17 protein-coding genes are annotated in these 17,758 nt (G+C 57.5%); 7 read left to right on the top strand and 10 right to left on the bottom strand.

All coding sequences use genetic code 11. The features are described 5' to 3' along the window. Positions 1-231: 231 nt before the first annotated feature. The 3 genes from rplI to rpsF all read right to left on the bottom strand — a co-directional run bounded on the left by rplI (position 232) and on the right by rpsF (position 1,633). Positions 232-816, bottom strand: coding sequence for a 50S ribosomal protein L9 (rplI, locus tag ACP90_RS17255; protein WP_023003963.1), 585 nt, complete (start codon positions 814-816; stop codon positions 232-234). Between the two features lie 116 nt (positions 817-932). Beyond that, positions 933-1,181 carry a 30S ribosomal protein S18 gene (rpsR, locus tag ACP90_RS17250; protein WP_023003964.1) on the bottom strand — a complete coding sequence of 83 codons (249 nt, stop codon included), beginning with the start codon at positions 1,179-1,181 and terminating at the stop codon, positions 933-935. A gap of 5 nt (positions 1,182-1,186) precedes the next feature. Then, positions 1,187-1,633, bottom strand: coding sequence for a 30S ribosomal protein S6 (gene rpsF / locus ACP90_RS17245; RefSeq protein WP_023003965.1), 447 nt, complete (start codon positions 1,631-1,633; stop codon positions 1,187-1,189). 576 nt (positions 1,634-2,209) lie between these two features. On the opposite strand from rpsF, the gene fabD reads away from it, so the two are divergent. The 7 genes from fabD (at position 2,210) to gmk (ending at position 8,706) form a co-directional block, all read left to right on the top strand. Further along, entirely contained in the window at positions 2,210-3,154 is a 945-nt protein-coding gene (gene fabD / locus ACP90_RS17240) for an ACP S-malonyltransferase (RefSeq protein ID WP_062489053.1), read from the top strand. Between the two features lie 69 nt (positions 3,155-3,223). Next, positions 3,224-3,961: a 3-oxoacyl-[acyl-carrier-protein] reductase gene (gene fabG / locus ACP90_RS17235; RefSeq protein WP_031270724.1), complete on the top strand. Its 738-nt coding sequence runs from the start codon at positions 3,224-3,226 to the stop codon at positions 3,959-3,961. Between the two features lie 245 nt (positions 3,962-4,206). Beyond that, positions 4,207-4,440 (top strand): acyl carrier protein, encoded by a 234-nt coding sequence (locus tag ACP90_RS17230; RefSeq protein ID WP_006931822.1) that lies wholly within the window; start codon positions 4,207-4,209, stop codon positions 4,438-4,440. Positions 4,441-4,524: 84 nt separating this feature from the next. Next, positions 4,525-5,790: a beta-ketoacyl-ACP synthase II gene (gene fabF / locus ACP90_RS17225; protein ID WP_031270725.1), complete on the top strand. Its 1,266-nt coding sequence runs from the start codon at positions 4,525-4,527 to the stop codon at positions 5,788-5,790. A 124-nt stretch (positions 5,791-5,914) separates the two neighbouring features. Then, complete coding sequence (gene mltG, locus ACP90_RS17220; protein WP_023003969.1) at positions 5,915-7,045, top strand: endolytic transglycosylase MltG; 1,131 nt, start codon at positions 5,915-5,917, stop codon at positions 7,043-7,045. A 54-nt stretch (positions 7,046-7,099) separates the two neighbouring features. Beyond that, positions 7,100-7,993, top strand: coding sequence for a YicC/YloC family endoribonuclease (locus tag ACP90_RS17215; protein ID WP_062489052.1), 894 nt, complete (start codon positions 7,100-7,102; stop codon positions 7,991-7,993). A gap of 5 nt (positions 7,994-7,998) precedes the next feature. After that, on the top strand, positions 7,999-8,706 hold the full coding sequence (gmk, locus tag ACP90_RS17210) for a guanylate kinase (protein WP_023003971.1): 708 nt from the start codon (positions 7,999-8,001) through the stop codon (positions 8,704-8,706). Between the two features lie 44 nt (positions 8,707-8,750). Here the strand turns inward: gmk and ACP90_RS17205 are convergent, their stop codons facing one another. From ACP90_RS17205 to lptF, 7 genes are all read right to left on the bottom strand, one after another. Next, a complete protein-coding gene (locus tag ACP90_RS17205; protein ID WP_062489051.1) occupies positions 8,751-9,701 on the bottom strand; it encodes a LysR family transcriptional regulator in 951 nt (316 codons plus the stop codon). A gap of 279 nt (positions 9,702-9,980) precedes the next feature. Beyond that, complete coding sequence (rsmA, locus tag ACP90_RS17200; RefSeq protein ID WP_062489050.1) at positions 9,981-10,832, bottom strand: 16S rRNA (adenine(1518)-N(6)/adenine(1519)-N(6))-dimethyltransferase RsmA; 852 nt, start codon at positions 10,830-10,832, stop codon at positions 9,981-9,983. A 14-nt stretch (positions 10,833-10,846) separates the two neighbouring features. After that, positions 10,847-11,866, bottom strand: a complete 1,020-nt coding sequence (pdxA, locus tag ACP90_RS17195; protein WP_062489049.1) for a 4-hydroxythreonine-4-phosphate dehydrogenase PdxA — start codon at positions 11,864-11,866, stop codon at positions 10,847-10,849. Positions 11,867-11,872: 6 nt separating this feature from the next. Further along, complete coding sequence (locus tag ACP90_RS17190; protein WP_082809770.1) at positions 11,873-12,793, bottom strand: SurA N-terminal domain-containing protein; 921 nt, start codon at positions 12,791-12,793, stop codon at positions 11,873-11,875. 148 nt (positions 12,794-12,941) lie between these two features. Then, on the bottom strand, positions 12,942-15,263 hold the full coding sequence (locus tag ACP90_RS17185) for an LPS-assembly protein LptD (RefSeq protein WP_035907990.1): 2,322 nt from the start codon (positions 15,261-15,263) through the stop codon (positions 12,942-12,944). Between the two features lie 58 nt (positions 15,264-15,321). Beyond that, a complete protein-coding gene (gene lptG / locus ACP90_RS17180) occupies positions 15,322-16,416 on the bottom strand; it encodes an LPS export ABC transporter permease LptG (protein WP_023003977.1) in 1,095 nt (364 codons plus the stop codon). Then, complete coding sequence (lptF, locus tag ACP90_RS17175; protein WP_023003978.1) at positions 16,413-17,600, bottom strand: LPS export ABC transporter permease LptF; 1,188 nt, start codon at positions 17,598-17,600, stop codon at positions 16,413-16,415. Before lptF ends, lptG begins: the two co-directional genes overlap by 4 nt. Positions 17,601-17,758 lie beyond the last annotated feature (158 nt).

The following is a 17,758-nucleotide window of genomic DNA, read 5'->3' as shown; positions in this document are numbered from 1 at the left end:
GAACTCGATTGAAGACTCAAGGGCCTACCTCTTAGTTATTGAAATTTATGATATTTTCGAGAAGATTAATAGCTGGTTAATGAATTTTCAAGCAGTTTCAAGGCCTTAAACCGGAAACTGAAAAGCCAGGATTAGGCGTGGCTTGCCATCATTTCAAAAAGTTGCCGGCAAACAAAAAAACGGCGCTGAAGCCAGCGCCGTTTTCTAAAGTCCACAAGGGAAGCGAAGTGCTTAGGCTTCTTCTTCCGCTGCTTCTTCGGAAGCTTCTGCACCTTCTTCGGTGTCTTCTGCTTCTTCGTCTTCTTCGAATTCGAAGACGTCCATTTCCGGCGTGGAGAGATCTTCGCCGGCAGCCTGACGGACAGCTTCGTCTTCAGAACGGGCAACGTTGACGCTGATGGCGACTTCGACTTCCGGGTGCAGCTGGATCAGAACGCTGTGCAGACCGATCGTCTTGATCGGGTTGCGCAGTTCAACCTGGCTGCGGGAAACGGAGAAGCCGGCATTGGTCAGGCCGTCAGCAATATCGCGCGTGGAAACGGAACCGTAGAGCTGGCCGGTTTCACCAGCGGAACGGATCATCACCAGGGATTCGCCGTCGAGCTTGGAGGCAACGCCTTCAGCTTCGTTTTTGCGCTCAAGGTTACGAGCTTCGAGCTGAACGCGCTCACGCTCAAAACGCTCGAGGTTCGACTTGTTGGCGCGCAGTGCCTTGCCCTGCGGCAGCAGGAAGTTACGGGCATAGCCGTCGCGTACGCGAACGGTGTCGCCCATCTGGCCGAGCTTGGCGATACGCTCAAGAAGGATAACTTGCATGTCATTTCTCCTACTGTCCCACCCGTTGAGGATGGTTAGAGGCCGTTTGCCCGCGGCCCCAATTCGGGTCTTTCGGGAAGCCCCGAAAGAAACGTCTCAAGATTTTCGAGAAACGCTTAGCTGATCACGAACGGCAGCAGGCCGAGCAGGCGGGCGCGCTTGATCGCACGGGCCAGTTCACGCTGCTTCTTCGCGGAAACCGCGGTGATGCGGCTCGGAACAATCTTGCCGCGCTCGGAAATGTAGCGCTGCAGCAGACGGATGTCCTTGTAATCGATCTTCGGCGCGTTGGTGCCGGAGAACGGGCAGGTCTTCCGGCGACGGAAGAACGGACGGCGGCTCGGGAGCTGTGCAATATCAACCATCAATCTTACTCCCCTTCTGCGCGGCGCGGAGCGCGCTCACCGCGGTCGCCACCGCGTCCACCGCGGTCGCCGCCGCGATCGCCACCACCAAAGCGGCCACCACGATCGCCACCACGGCGGTCGTCACGGTCGCGCTTCTGCATCATTGCAGACGGCTCTTCGTCGAGTTCATCGACCTTGAAGGTCATGAAACGCAGAACGTCTTCGCTCAGACCCATCTGACGTTCCATCTCGGCAACCGCGGCGTGCGGAGCGTTGATGTTCATGAGGGTGTAGTGAGCCTTGCGGTTCTTCTTGATGCGGTATGCGAGGGAACGCAGACCCCAGTTTTCCACCTTGCCGATAGTACCGCCAGCGCCTTCGATGAGGCCCTTGTACTGTTCGACGAGTTGTTCGACCTGCTGGGCCGAAACGTCCTGGCGAGCCAGGAATACGTGCTCGTAAAGAGGCATGGAAATAGCCTTTCTTCGTGTTGACAACGCGGGATCGGCGCAGAGCCTCCTCGTAGCCCCGGAAAGGCACGAGAATTCTAACGAGAGCGGGAACACGGGAAGTCGGATCCGATCAAGGATCCTGGCGTCATGCCCTTCCGTTCAGCCCCCGGCCAAACCCCGGATGAAGCGCGCTCTATACTCTGTTTTGCGGAAATTGCAAGCAGCATACGCCCGAAAGGATCGAAAATCTGGAGAAGATACGAACGCTGCCGATTTGGAAGATTGCCTGACTGTCTATATAAATCGAGTTCCCGAAGCAGGTAAGGGGAGGACCGGTTTCGCGCGCAAGACAATGCCCATCGGGTTGCCGGGCATTTCAGGGATAATCAGGACAAAGGAAAACCGGCAAAACCGCCCGAAAAGCGGAAATGATTGCCCTGTGGGCCTTGACAGTTTGGTCAAGACCGTATCATAGCCTCGCGCCAAGTTCGATTTCAGCCTGCACGGGCTGTCTTCTCCGCTTTCTAATAAGCCGTCGACCTTTCGCTATAAGAACAACTAAGGTCCGCTCACGAGTCACGGAGGCGTTTCCAGATGACCATTGCATTCACATTTCCCGGCCAGGGCAGTCAAGGCGTTGGAATGGGTAAAGCCCTTGCCGATGCGTTCCCGGAAGCAAAAGCCGTTTTCGACGAAGTCGACGAGGCGCTTGGCCAGAAGCTGTCCGATGTCATGTGGACTGGTCCGGAAGAAACGCTGACACTGACAGCAAATGCTCAGCCTGCACTTATGGCGGTCAGCCTTGCGACCATGCGCGTTCTGGAAGCCCGCGGCCTCGATCTTGCCGGCAGTGTTTCCTTTGTCGCAGGACATTCGCTTGGTGAATATTCCGCGCTGGCTGCTGCCGGCAGCCTGGATATTGCGACCGCTGCAAAGCTCCTGCGCGTGCGCGGAGATGCCATGCAGGATGCGGTTCCGGCCGGTCAGGGCGCAATGGCTGCGTTGCTCGGGCTGGAGTTTGATGTTGCCGCAGAAGTGGCCGAGGCTGCCGCACAGGGCGAAGTCTGCCAGGCCGCGAACGACAACGCGCCGGGGCAGGTGGTTGTTTCCGGTCATCTGGCCGCCGTCGAGCGCGCCGTCGAGATTGCCAAGGCCAGGGGCGCGCGCCGTGCGGTGATGCTGCCGGTCAGCGCACCGTTCCATTGTTCCCTGATGGGCCCGGCTGCCGACAAGATGGCCGAAGCTCTGGCGAATGCCGAAATCCGCTCTCCTGCCGTGCCGCTGGTCGCAAACGTGCTGGCGCGCCCGATCACTGACGCAAATGAAATTCGCGATCGTCTTGTTCAGCAGGTGACCGGTACCGTGCGTTGGCGCGAAAGCATCACCTGGCTTGCCGACAACGGTGTCGACACCTTTGTCGAGGTTGGGACAGGCAAGGTGCTGACCGGCATGGTCAAGCGGATCGCCAAGGAAGCCACCGGCATGGCGGTCAATTCTCCGGAAGACATCGACGCCCTTATGGAAAAGATCTCCGGATAAGGCTTATATCGGCCGAGGCGACGATTTGGTCCGCCGCGGACCCAAACAGGAACAATGGAAGGATCCCGAATGTTCAGCTTGGAAGGGAAAAACGCGCTTGTCACCGGTGCCACCGGTGGGATCGGCGAAGCAATCGCCCGGTCGCTCCATGCACAGGGCGCAACCGTCTCCTTGTCCGGCACGCGGGCTGAAAAGCTGGAAGCGCTTGCTGCTGATCTCGGCGAACGCGCCTATGTGACGCCGGCCAATCTGTCCGACCGCGCGGCTGTTGATGCCTTGTTACCGGCGGCTGAAGAGAAAATGGGCTCCGTCGACATTCTGGTGAACAATGCCGGGATCACGCGCGACAACATCTTCATGCGCATGAAGGACGAAGAGTGGGATCAGGTTCTGGAAGTGAACCTGTCGTCCGGTTTCCGTCTGTGCCGCGCCGCAATCAAGGGCATGATGAAGCGTCGGTCCGGCCGCATCGTCGGCATTACGTCCGTCGTTGGTGTCACCGGTAACCCCGGTCAGGTCAACTATGCGGCAGCCAAGGCTGGCATGATCGGCATGTACAAGTCGCTTGCCCGGGAAGTCGCCAGCCGCAACATCACGGTCAATACGATTGCGCCCGGTTTCATCGAAACGGCAATGACCGATGCGCTGAACGACAAGCAAAAAGAATCGATTTTGACGAGCGTGCCTGCAGGGCGTTTGGGCACTTCCGCAGAGATTGCCGCAGCCGCCGTCTACCTGGCCAGCGACGAAGCCGCTTACGTGACCGGGCAGACCCTGCACGTTAATGGCGGCATGGCTATGATTTAAAAGGAATTTTTGCCGAGCAGGCAAAAAGAATCCGGGCCGCTCACAAGCGGTCTGGATCGGCTGGTAAAGGTCAACAAAGTGTGTTACCAACCCGCCGATTGTTTCGAATTGCACAGTTGGCCAAATAAACTGGCCTGGTGTGCGGCGACATCTTAAAGACCGCGAGTTCGCGCCACCGCTTGTTTGTAAACCGGATGGGGGCAGTTTCGCGAGTGACGAATAGATGAAAACTAAGGAAGTGAAAGATGAGCGATATCGCGGATCGGGTAAAGAAAATCGTCGTTGAGCACCTCGGCGTAGATGCTGACAAAGTTGTTGAAGGTGCAAGCTTCATCGACGACCTGGGCGCAGACAGCCTTGACACGGTCGAGCTGGTCATGGCGTTCGAAGAAGAATTCGGCGTAGAAATCCCGGACACCGCAGCAGAAACCATCCTGACCGTTGGCGATGCTGTCAAATTCCTGGAAGCCAACAAGTAAGGGTTACCCCCTTCTTGTGAATGTTTGAAGATCGGGCCGGCGGGGCGAAACCCCGCCTGGCCCTTCCAACGTAAGTGCGGGTGTATGAGGCGAGTTGTCGTAACTGGGTTGGGCATGGTGACGCCGCTTGGCTGTGGTGTCGATGTCACTTGGAAAAAGATCCTTGAAGGACAGAGCGGGGCCAACAAGGTCACGAATTTCAAAGTTGACGATCTGGCCTGCCAGATCGCATGTCAGATCCCGCGTGACTCGTCCGTTGAAGGCGCGTTCAATCCGGATGACTGGATGGACGTCAAGGAACAGCGCAAGGTCGATGATTTCATCGTCTACGCGATGGCAGCCGCCGATCAGGCGATGGCAGATTCCGGCTACAAGGCCGAGACTTACGAACAACAGGTGCGCTCTGGCGTTTTGATCGGCTCCGGCATAGGTGGTCTTCAAGGCATCGAGCAGGGCGCCAATCTGCTGGCCGAAAAAGGCCCGCGCCGCATTTCTCCGTTTTTCATTCCCGGCCGTCTGATCAACCTTGCCGGCGGGTATGTCTCGATCCGTCACAGCCTGAAGGGCCCGAACCACGCTGTCGTGACCGCGTGTTCGACCGGCGCGCACGCCATTGGCGATGCATCGCGGCTGATTGCCTTCGGTGATGCGGATGTCATGGTTGCCGGCGGTACGGAATCTCCGGTCTGCCGTCTTGCACTCGCGGGCTTTGCTGCCTGCCGTGCGCTTTCCACGGCTTTCAACGACACTCCCGAAAAAGGTTCCCGCCCTTACGACGTCGCCCGCGACGGCTTTGTGATGGGCGAAGGTGCCGGTGTCGTCGTGCTCGAAGAATACGAGCATGCAGTTCGCCGCGGCGCAAAGATCTACGGTGAGATCATCGGTTACGGCTTGTCCGGCGATGCTTATCACATCACCGCTCCGTCCTCCGATGGGGATGGTGCCTACCGTTGCATGGAAGCTGCGCTGAAGCGCGCCCAGGTCACGCCGGCCGACATCGACTATGTGAATGCTCATGGAACCTCGACGCCGCTTGGCGACGAGATCGAACTTGGCGCTGTCACCCGGCTTGCGGGAGAACATGCCGCCGATCTGACAATGTCGTCGACCAAGTCTTCCATCGGTCACCTTCTCGGTGCTGCTGGTGCGGTCGAGGCCATTTTCTCGGTTCTGGCCATGCGTGACGGTATGGCTCCGCCGACGATCAACCTCGATAACCCGTCTGTCGAGACGGTTATCGACTTGGTGCCGCACAAGCCGAAGAAGCTGGATATCAATGTCGCCCTTTCGAACTCGTTCGGCTTCGGCGGCACAAATGCCTCGCTTGTCTTCCGCAAAGTTGCCGCATAACCCATTCAAGTTCTTCAGGCCGGTCCGATTCTCTCGGGCCGGCCTGAAACTTTGATTGTGACAACTGGTCCGTTTGAGCCTAAGTCAGGGATTTGGGGGCTCAATCTTGGAGGTGCGACCCAATATGCGCATTAAGCCCAAAAGCCCGCGTGAAGCCTTGCAGCCGGAACCGGCGCCTGCGCCTCCGCAACGCTCCAGGCACGTACGCAACCCCTTCGTCATTCTGATCAACATGGTCATCACATTGACCGTGTTCGGACTTGCCGCGTTCGGGGGCGCGCTTTATTTCGGCAAACAGAAATTCGAGGAAAAGGGCCCGCTGCAGAAAGACGCCACCGTGGTGATTTCTTCAGGTGCCGGGCTTTCGGGTATTACCGACAGGCTTTCAGGGCAGGGCGTCATCAGCGACAATCTGCTCGACGAGTGGATCTTCAACCTGGGCATCCGCTTCTACAAGAACGCCACCAAACTGAAAGCCGGTGAATACGCTTTTGCGCCCGGCGTCTCGATGCAGGAGATCATGACCGATCTGGTGGAAGGCAATGCCGTCACCCATTCGGTAACGATCCCGGAAGGCTGGACCACCGCCCAGATCATCGAGCGCGTGCGCGAGCACCCAGTGCTTGTTGGCGAGATAACCGAAGTTCCGGAAGAAGGTGCACTGCTTCCTGAAACCTATACCTTTGCACGCGGCGCCTCGCGCCAGGAAGTTCTCAACCAGATGAAAGCGGCGCAGTCCAAGCTGCTGAGCGAAATCTGGGGGCGCCGGACGGAAGGCCTGCCGGTCGAAACGCCGGAAGACCTGGTTATTCTCGCGTCGATCGTGGAAAAGGAAACAGCCCTGGCAGACGAGCGACCGCGCGTCGCCGGTGTTTTCGTGAACCGTCTCAACAAGAACATGCGCCTGCAGTCCGACCCTACGATCCTTTACGGTCTTTATGGCGGTGAAGCGTGGCTCAAGGACCGCTCGGCAATCAAGCAATCCGAGCTGAAGGCGGACAACAAGTACAACACCTACCAGATCGACGGCTTGCCGCCAGGACCGATCGGTAATCCGGGCCGCGCGGCCATGGAAGCGGTCGCCAATCCTTCCCGCACGCAGGATCTCTATTTCGTGGCCGACGGAACCGGTGGCCACATCTTTGCCGAGACCTACGAGCAGCACCAGGCAAACGTCCGCAAGTGGCGTCAGGTGGAAAGAGACCGTCGTCAGGCGGAGCAGAACCAGGAAACGCAGCCAGCCACATCCAATTGACAGGAGCCCGCCTTTGCGGCGGGCCGGTGGCGGCACATTCGCAAAGGGGGGCACATGGCACTTGCCAGCATGACGGGCTTTGCACGGGCCCTTGGAGAATCCGGATCGGTTCGCTGGACCTGGGAACTGAGATCTGTCAACGGCAAGTCCCTTGACCTTCGTATCCGCATCCCGACGGGTTTGGAGACGCTCGAACCGAAGATCCGCGAGCGTTGCGGCAAGCTTCTTCGGCGCGGAAATGTTTCCGTTGGGCTCTCCATGCAGAGAGACCAGTCCGAACAGCAGCTCCAGGTCAATGAATCGGCTCTTGAAGCTGTCTTTGCGACAATCGATCTCCTCAAGAACCGGGTACCTGATCTTGCTCCGCCGTCGCTTGACGCCATTCTGGCGCAAAAAGGCGTCTTTGAGCTCAAGGAGCCCGAAGAAGACGAAGCGGTTCAGGCAGCGCTTCACAACACTCTTCTGACGACCCTGGATGCTGCGCTGATTGACCTTGTCGACATGCGCCACAGCGAGGGGCAGGCAATTGGCAGGGTGGTACGAGATCAGATCGACAGGATCGCCGAACTGACCCAGGCCGCCGAGGATCTGCCTGCGCGCAAACCGGACGCCATAAAGGCACGGCTGAAGCGACAGCTCGCAGAGCTGATGGATGCCTCGGACGGTCAACTGGATCCACAGCGCGTGCATCAGGAAGCTGTCTTCCTGGCAACCAAGGCTGACATCCGTGAAGAGCTGGATCGCCTGCATGCCCATGTGGCAGCCGTGCGTGAATTGATGGACACCGGTGGAGCAATCGGAAGGCGCCTGGATTTCCTGGCTCAGGAATTTAACCGGGAAGCCAACACTTTGTGTTCAAAGTCCAACGACGTGGACCTGACAGCCATTGGGCTGGACCTGAAGTCCGTTATCGATCAAATGCGTGAGCAGATACAGAATCTGGAGTGAGCCACATGACCGACGCACCTGCCGGTACCTCAACGGGAACCACTGTCAGTGCGGAACAGGCCGAGCAGCAGCGCCGTGGCCTGATGCTGGTGCTGTCGTCACCGTCCGGAGCCGGAAAGTCGACGATCGCTCGCCTCCTGCTGCAGAACGAAGACAATCTTGCCCTGTCGATCTCCGTGACCACGCGGCCACGCAGGTCCAGCGAAGTTGACGGCGTGCACTACCACTTCATTGATGCCGGCAGGTTCGAGCAGATGCGCGAGCATGATGAGCTGCTGGAGTGGGCCGAGGTGCATGGCAACTACTACGCCACACCGCGTGGACCGGTCGAAAATGCTATTGAAAATGGCAAGGACATCCTGTTCGACATCGATATTCAGGGTACCTTCCAGCTCTATGAAAAGATGCGTGACGATGTCGTTTCCATTTTCATTCTGCCGCCGTCCATCGCGGAAATGAAATCACGTCTGAAGCGGCGTGCTGAAGATGAGGACACTGTTATCCTCAAGCGGATGAAGACTGCGGTTGGTGAAATGCGCCACTGGTCGAAATACGATTATGTTGTGGTGAATGACGATCTGGAACGCGCTTACGAAAACGTTCGCGCAATCCTGAAAGCAGAAAGACTGAAGCAGTTCCGTTCGCCGAAAATCGGTCCGCTCATTCAGGGCATGGTCGATGATCTGGAAAACGAGCTGGCCGAAAAATCCTGACGTCTCAAGCGCTGTTTGGACTGGCCATTCAGCGTCAATAGAAGCTAGGAAGACGAAGAGCCTGCACCTGCGACATGAGCTTTATCCCTTTGCTCTGCTCGAGATGCTGTTTCTGAAAACTTCTGCCGAAAGAGCTTGGCGACGCGATCCTTGACCTCCGACAGCACCGGGTGGAAACGCAGTCTTTCGTGAAAGCTCATCCATGACTCTCCCTGATCGAGTGGGGAAGCGGTCAGGCGTGTCAGACCCTCCGTTTCCGCGATCCAGTCTGGTAGAACGCCCATGGCGTGCCCGGCGTTCAGAATATTGCAGAGCGATACGGAATTGTTGACGGAGTAGCGGCATGTCTTGCCCAGCAGAATGGCGTTGAGCAACTGCGAGGACTTGAGCCGCGCCCGGCTGCCGCAATATCCCGCCCAGATCTGTTCCTGCCAGGTCGAAGGGTCAACTGCGTCCGGTCGCTTTCGGCAGTAGTCCTTTGAGGCGTAGACGTGAAACTGGATCTCACCCAGTTTCTGGACAATCAGGTGCGGATGTTTAGGCTGTCTGTTACCGATGGCGATGTCGGCGGAGTTCCGGCTGAGATCCCAGAAGGCATCGTCCGCGAAAAATTCTATCCGGACTCCGTCAAGACCATCGGTTATCTGGTCGACGTGCCGTGTCAGATAATGCTGCCCCCATTCACCGAGCGTGATCCTGCAGACCTGCTCTTTTGAACCGACTTTTTCCAGATCAACCGCGCGCCTGAAGTCCGCGGCTCCGCGTGCCATGGATCTGGCAATCTTGATCAAACGTCGGCCACCACCCGTCAGTTCGTAGCCGGTCTGGCGTCGATCGAACAATTGTACGTCCAACTGTTCTTCTAACCGCGCAATATGGCGGCCGACGGTTGGTTGGGACAGGCAAAGAACCTGGGCGGCCTTGCTGAGGCTCTGATTCTCGGCAACAGCAAGAAAGACGCGTACGGCATCCCAGTCAAAATCGGTTTCATTCATTTTTGAATGATACCATGCAGCATCATTCAATTACATTCTAAAAAGGTTTTGACATCTTCTGCCCGTCATCAGCGGGAGATGAGACAATGGTCAGCTTTTTAAGGGTCCTGTTTTCAAGAAAACGAAACGTTTGGTACACCGGTCCGGACAAGGCTGACCGAAGAAACCAAATGCCGGATTGGATGATGCGCGATCTCGGGTTGGATAACCCGGATAACCTGAAAGCCGTTCAGGCGGGCAAGTGCCGTAGATCGGAACTTTCCAGCATCCCGCCAGTCGTCAAACTGCCTGAGCGGCCCTGAACGTGTTGGCAAGTTCAACGAACCCGGCGATGTCGATTTCTTCGGCACGAGCCGTCGGTTTCAACCCGGCCTTCGTGACGAGGTTTTCTGCGTCCGGTGTCAGTGACTTGAGGCTGGCACGCAGCATCTTGCGTCTCTGGCCAAAGGCCGCAGCGGTAATCTTTTCAAGGGCTTTCAGGTCGCAGGGCAGGGGCGAAGGATTTGGCGTCAGATGAACCACAGCCGACGTCACTTTCGGGGGCGGTGTGAACGCCTTTGGGCTGATGTCAAACAGGATCCCGCCCTTGCAGCGCCAGCCTGCCAGAACTGCAAGCCTGCCATAGGCCTTGGACGCAGGGGACGCGCTGATCCGCTCACCGACTTCCTTCTGGAACATCAGCGTCAGTGACGACCAGAATGGCGGCCACTGCGGTGTCGTGATCCAATTGATAAGCAGCTGGGTGCCAACGTTGTAAGGCAGGTTCGCGGCAATGCGGACCTTGTCTCCTCCAGTCAGGGCCACCGGATCGATTTCAAGGGCATCGCCTTCGATGACTTCCAGGCGCCCCGGATAGTGTGCCGAGATTTCGGCAAGAGCCGGCAGGCAACGGCTGTCCTTTTCAATCGCGATCACCCGCTTCGCTCCTGCGGCCAGCAGGGCACGGGTCAGCCCACCGGGACCAGGGCCGACTTCCAGAACGGTGCAATCTTCTAGACTGCCCGCAGATCGGGCGATGCGAGAGGTGAGATTGAGATCGAGAAGGAAGTTCTGTCCCAGCGACTTTTTCGCATTGAGACCATGAGCGGCGATGACGTCGCGCAACGGGGGCAGGTCGTCTATCTGAGCCATTGATCGCTGTCGCCCTAGAACCGCTCGGGGTTGGCAAGCACATCCGCCATGCGCAAGGACGCAGCGAAACTGTCGACCCGGGCGGTGCCGGTTCCAGCCAGGTTGTATGCCGTGCCATGGTCGGGAGAGGTGCGCACGAAAGGCAGACCCAGCGTAACATTGACGCTCTCGTCGAAACCGATGGTCTTCGCCGGTATCAACACCTGGTCGTGGTACATACCAAGCACGCAGTCATAATGCTGCCGTGCGGGCGGGTGGAACAGAGTGTCGGCTGGATGCGGACCTGTAGCCTCGATACCCATCGCTCGCAGGCGAGAAATGGCTGGCTCGATAATGTCGCGGTCTTCTGTTCCCATCGAGCCGTTTTCACCCGCATGAGGGTTCAGCCCGCAAATCGCCAATCGTGGCGACGTGTAGCCAAACCTGGTCTTGAGGTCGCGTGCGGTAATTTCCGCAGTCTCAACGATAAGTTCAGTCGTGAGAGATGCCGGAACATCGCGAATTGGAATGTGAATGGTGACCGGAACCACCATCAACTCCGGTCCGGCAATCATCATCACGGGTTTTGCCGGTTCTCCTGGCCAGTGCATCTCTGCAAGGGAGCCCAGATATTCCGTATGGCCGGGGAAGGCGAAGCCGGTTCGGTAAAGCGCAGCCTTGTTGATCGGACTGGTCACGAGGGCGCAGGCATGGCCGGACTTTATATCGTCGACACACCCTTCAATAGCAGCAACAACGGAAGCTGCCGTTTCAGGTGCTTCCACACCCGGCTGGTCGGGTAGGGCCGGCCCGGTCTGTACAACGGGCAAAGCTTTGGTGAAAGTCGCAACGGCTTCGTCCTGCGCTACCAGCCTGAGCCGGGCGTTCAGGCCCATTTTCTGTGCACGTTCGTGCAGCAGGGATTCGTCACCGCGAATGTAGAATGGCGGCAATCCGAGAGCTTTGCGATTAGCCCATGCAATCAGAGCCAGGTCCGGGCCGATCCCGGCAGGTTCTCCCATGCTGACGGCGATCGGCTTCTGGTTGGAGCGCATGTAGGATCAGCGATAAATGATGGTGGAACGACGGCGGATTTCCAGGAGATACCGACGGGACTGGCTTTCGCCTTCCTTCTGTCGCAGCTCGTTTTCAAGTTCCGTGCGAACGGCTATGTCCGAAGCGATTTCGCGTTTTCCGCAAACCGCGATCATTTCGTAACCGACGGGCGTGGTGGACGGTTTCGTCAACTTGCCCGGCGTCATTTTTTCGATTTCGGCGCGCATGTTTTCCGGAAGCTCGGTTTCGAGCCGGCGTCCGATAGGCTGCACAACCACTTCGCTGTATTTGCCGAGAATGGCGCCGGATTCATCGCAGCCGTTGAAAGCAGCCCGGATCTGGTTGCTCTCGTTCTTGCGCTTGGACTTGAAACCACCGGAGGAGTTCTTCGGTACCACGACAATGACCCTTTTGAGGTCATATTCCACGGACTTCTGACGGTCTTCCTCGTCGGTCTTCTTCAAGGCCGCGATCACGTCGGACTCATCCACTTCGATCCGGCCACTGAAACGGGACCGCAACACCTGGTTCCAGGCAAGCTGCGCCTTGAGGCGCTCCTTCAAGGTATCGGGCTGAACACCGCCACTGCGAAGCGCCTTGGAAAGCTGGGCCGGAGACATCTTCACATTGCGGGCAATGTTGTTGAAAGCGTTGTCGACTTCCGTCTGGCTGACGTCAACGCCGACACGCTCGGCTTCGGCAAGTTTGACCTGGTCGTCGACCAGTTCCTCTTCCGCCTGTTTTTTGGCGATGGATGCGGACTTGCGCTGGGTCATTGTAATCAGCCGGGCGCGTTGGCTGATGTCGTAGTCGGTAATCGGCACATCGTTGACGATGATCTTGATCGCTGCATGGGAAGGCGTTGCCAGCGGCGCTGCCAGGATCAAAGCTAGTCCAAAGAATACCGGAACGATACGAAGTCGCATTGAATAACCATCCGTGCTGGCTTGAGGCCAAACCGAAGTTCGTTGTTTTATGACATGATGTTTCGCATATCATGCCCGAAATTTCAAAGGTTCCACGCATCATGCCTTTTTTCATGGCGGCATGATGACCTACGGTCAGTCAGATGGCCTAGTTGAGAGCGCCGCTTGAAACCTGTGTCGTGCCGATGGTCCTCAACCCGATGCGGAAATAAAGCGTCCGGTTGACGTCATCGCCATCGTTGCGGCTGCGGTCTTCAGCATAGGTGACGGACAGCGAAAAACCTTCGTCGTCATAACCGATCCCGAGACCGTCCTGCACGATGTTGCTGTTTTGCAGATCGTATCGCATGGAGCCGAAAATGCGCCAGTTTTCCTCAAGGCGAAGGCTTGCGGAGCCTAGCAGTTCCTCTCGCGGATCATCGATCCCGACATCCGGCTGCGCGTTCAGGAACGCATAGGCTAGGGAGGACACGACCGGGCCGTAGATACCGCTGGCCTGTGCCTGTATCCGGTTCACGGTGAAATCTTCCTTGTCGAGCCGGGCCTGGGCGCCGACCTTCACACCGTATTGCGTGTCCAGATAGAGGCTGCCGACGTAATCGGACAAGGAAGTTTCCAGACCGGAATCCTGCGTCGCACCGAGTATGTCCGGAATGGCATAGGAGTTGTCGCCGGCAAGCTGATAGGACCTGCCGAACAGGCCGCTGACATAGTAGCCGCTATCCAGTTGCAGTTTGTAGTTCAGGCCGACGTTAAGACGTGTGCCGCCTTCGGCGCGGTCAAAGCCCGAGAACTTGTCGTAGTCGAACAGGGTCGTCGTATCAAAGACGATGCTTTGCGCGTCGTCGTTCGGCAGTTCGCCGATCCGCTGCTCGTTCGGACGGGCCACAACCTGGGCGACGGGCTCCAGGATCTGGTTGCCGCCGTTGAAGGTTGCAATGAACGGATAGCGGTATTCCAGGCCGATTGCGGGCATTGCACGGCCGACGAAACTTTCGCCTGTGAGAGCGGTCACGTCAGAATCGGGTGAGGCCAGAAAGAACAGGTCACCGCGCATGTAGGCAAACGGCGTGAATGACTGTCCAAGCGGATCGATGAATGTGCGGCGCCAGTTCCCCTTCACGGACACGCGCGAGAAGGTGCCGTCGATACCACGGAATTTCGCGGTTGTGCCGCCATCAATGGAGAAAGCATCCGTTTCATCGCGTGTCAGCGAGGTGAAGTTGGCAGTCAGTGCCAACTCACCGGCGAGGATCGGATCCGCGAACACATAGTCATAGTCGATCACGGGCAGAACGAGCGGCTGCTTGTCCTGCAGGGAACTGCCGACCGGAGAGAAGCCATTGGCGTTGAACTGGCTGTCCGTATAGTCCTCCTGGGAGATCTGATACGCATAGGCTTTGACAGACAGCGCGTTACGGTCGGTCTTGCCTTCCAGATAGATCGTGGAGGTCTCGCCGTTGTCGCCAAAACTGGTGAACGAGTAGTCCTTGAAGAACTGACGGTCACTCTTGTAGGTCAGGTTCCAGCCGAGGGTCCAGTCGCGCGCAATGCTGAAGGAGGCGGTCGAATTGACCGCACCACGCCAACGATCGTCAGCACGATCCGTCGTGAAGTTGCTCGGCTGCGCCTGAAACAGGCCAGCCGCAGAAACACTCACTTCGCCAGCGGCAAACCGATGACGATATTCGACATCGCCAAACACACCCTGCTTGGTGAGCGGCGTCAGAATGGTCGTCACATCGTAATAGGGGCTGAGCGCCCAGTAATAGGGAACGCTTACGCCATACCCGAGTTTGTCGGAAACAATGCCGCTTGGCATCAGGAAACCGGACTTTCGGGTGACGGACGGATCCGGCATCGACAGATAGGGCAGGTAGGCAATCGGCTGACCGTAGACCTCGAAGGCTGCGTTCTCGAACCGGATGATCTTTTCCTGCTGATTGTGGATGATCTTCTCGGCCCGCACGCGCCAGAGCGGCGGCTTGTCCGGCGGGTTGGTCGGTTTGGTGTAGACCGTATAGACGCCGTTATCGATGGTCGTGATGTTGTTGCCTTCGCGCCGGGCTTGCTCGGCCAGGAAGCGTGTGCGCCGCGTCGTGTCGATCTGAAGGGCACGTGCGAAGCCTTCTGAAAAGTCCTCGGACAGGACCATTTCTTCCGTGCGCACGACATTGCCGTTGGATTCGATGAAGATCACATTGCCCGAAGCCTTGAGCTGCTGGCTCTTGCGGTCGAAGACAACCTGATGCGCCTGCACGGTGCTGCCGTCGTAATAGACCTGCACATCTCCGGTCGCGACGATGAGATCGCGGTCGAAATCGTAGGTGATCTCACTTGATTCAAGCAGGAGTTCGGCATCGGGATCGACTTGACCGGCCAGACCTGCTGTCAGGTCCTGTGCCGCGGCTGGTGATCCGTACCCATGGCAAAGGGTTGCTGCAATGGCGCACAAGCTCGCCGCAGCCAACAGTCTGCCTTTTTTGGCCCAAGTCTCTGTTGTCAGAAAAACCGGAAAAGTCATCGCTTTACCCGTCTTCCTGATTCAAGAGAATTGTCAAACCCATGAGTACTCCAAATATTCCCGGCGCCCAGGCCGCCACCAAGGGAGGGACAATACCCGCACCCCCGAAGTCCTTGGCAAGTTCGGTTAGAACGTAAAGCACGAACCCGGAAAGGATTCCACCCAGAATCATACTTCCCAAACCGCCAAACCTCGAAACTTTAAGGGAAACCGCCGCTGCGATCAAAATCATAGCGACCAAAAGAAGCGGGCGGGCGAGGAGAGTCTGATACTGCAAATTGTAGCGATAGGCAGGTAACCCAGCGTTTCTGGCCAGTTCGATGAAACGAGGCAAATTCCAGAACGAAATCGATTCGGGGGATCCGATGCTTTCACGAACTTCAGTTGCAGTCAGGAATGTGCTGATCTGATATTGCCCGTAAGGCTGTGGATCCTGTTCGGTCGTGTAGACGATGGCATTGTCCAGGTACCAGATCTGGTCTCCGAGCCGCGCTTCGTCAGCTTCGATCCGCTCGCGGAAGGTACCGTCCTTGTCGAACGTGAAAATGGTGACGCCCTGCAGCAGCGTGCCGCCTTCCAGCAATTGCTTGGCAAGCAACACCGATTCTCCGTCCAGGCCGTCCTGCCGAACCCAGACGTCGTTCGAGGACTGCAGAAGGAAACTTTGTTCCGAGCCGAACAAACCGGCAGCTGCCTCGTCCGATTTCTGCTGAAACCAGACAGCCGCAGGATTGTAGACAGTAATGGACAGGATACCGAGAACGATCCCGACAAGGATGGCGGGAAGAGAAAACTGCCAGACCGAGATGCCGGAAGCCCGTGCCACGACCAGTTCCAGGCCTCGGCTCAGCGTCACGAAGGCAGCAATTGCACCGAACAGGACGGTGAAGGGAATAACCTGTTCCAGCAGCAGAGGCACCCGCAAGGCCGAGATCATGGCAACGCGCAGGACGGAAAATCCTTCGCGGTCACCACCACGTCTAACCAGTTCCAGGACGTCGAACAGATAGATCAGGACGGCGGCAAACAGGAAGAGACCGAGGATAGCCTTCAGGAAACGCCCTGAAAAATACAGCGACAGGGTCCGTCCAAGGATCATGCGACGCCTCCCGGCTTGCGACCGTTCAAGCGATCACTCAGTGCATCAATCCTGTCCTGAACAGAATGTTGCAGATCGACCAGCCAGCGTGGCTGCGACCCGCCTTGTTCGCGGAAGATGGAGACGAGGGCGAACACCGCGCCCGCAACGGGAACAATGTAAAGCAGGCTGAGAAGCGCGGTGGAACCACCGGAAATGGCGGTTACGCCGAAGCCCGTGGTCCGCAACAGGACACAGGAACAGATTGCCCCGAGCACGGCGAACCCGCGCCCCTGGCGTGTCGTTCTGGCCTTGCCAAGAAACGCGAACACGATCAGGCCGAAGGAAAGGCAGTAAAGCGGCTGGCTGAAGCGTTCGTGGAGTTCCTGCGCCAACTTGTCCGGATTCTTCAGCGCATATTCGTCGTTCCTGCCTGGTGACATCAGGTTAAGGGTGGTCCGCTCACTGGCTTTGAACACTGGCTCGCCAGCTTCAGGAATAAGGTTCGACAAATCGAATGCATAGGACTGGAAGCGAACGATCGAAATATCGCCCTGCTGCTTTGGACGTCTCTGAATTGTTCCGTTCTGCATGACAAGAAGCGTGCGATCGGCAGCTTCGACGATCAGCCCGGTGTCTGCCTGATAGGTAAAGGCCGTCTCCGGGTCACGGGTGTCGTGCATCAAAAGACCGTCAAGAGTGCCCTTGCCTGAACGGTTGCGGATATGGAACGTCAATCCGTCCTCGACGGTGATGAAGCGGCCCGGCTTGACGATGTTGGCAACAAGGTCTGCGCGCACGCGGGTAATCTCGGTGCGTAGCTGAGCCAGTCCTGTCGGAGCCACATAAAGTGACATGCTCGCGGTCAGCAACATGACCACGAAGGCAAAGAGCATGACCGGTTTCAAGACAAGGAACCTGGAGCCGCCACTGGCATCGATCACGATCAGCTCACTGTCGCCGGACAAGGAGTTTAGAACCAGTATCAGCGCGATCATCAGGGCAAACGGAGCCACGATGACGATCAGGAAGGGCAGGGCAAGCATGGTTATGCCAATGAACTGGACGATGGTCTGACCCTTTGAGGTCACCAGGTCCAGTTGGCGCAAGGCCTGGGTTGCCCAAACCACACCCGTCATCGCTGCAATCGTGAGGGTGAAAGCGTAAACAGTCCGGCGGATGATGTAACGTTCAAGCGTTTTCATAACGGTGCCGGTACATGTCCCTGCAAAAATGACGATAATCGGCCTGAGACCGAATAACACGGAATGTGGTGAATGGCGCATGAATAAGAATGGTAAATATACATTAATTTTTGTCGCCCTTGCCGAAAAGCTGTTGAAACCCCATGATTTGACAGGAA

This window comes from Labrenzia sp. CP4, from assembly GCF_001579905.1.
GTDB lineage: Bacteria > Pseudomonadota > Alphaproteobacteria > Rhizobiales > Stappiaceae > Roseibium > Roseibium algicola.
Note: the sequence above shows the minus strand (reverse complement) of the source record. Positions and strands in the feature narration are given on the sequence as shown.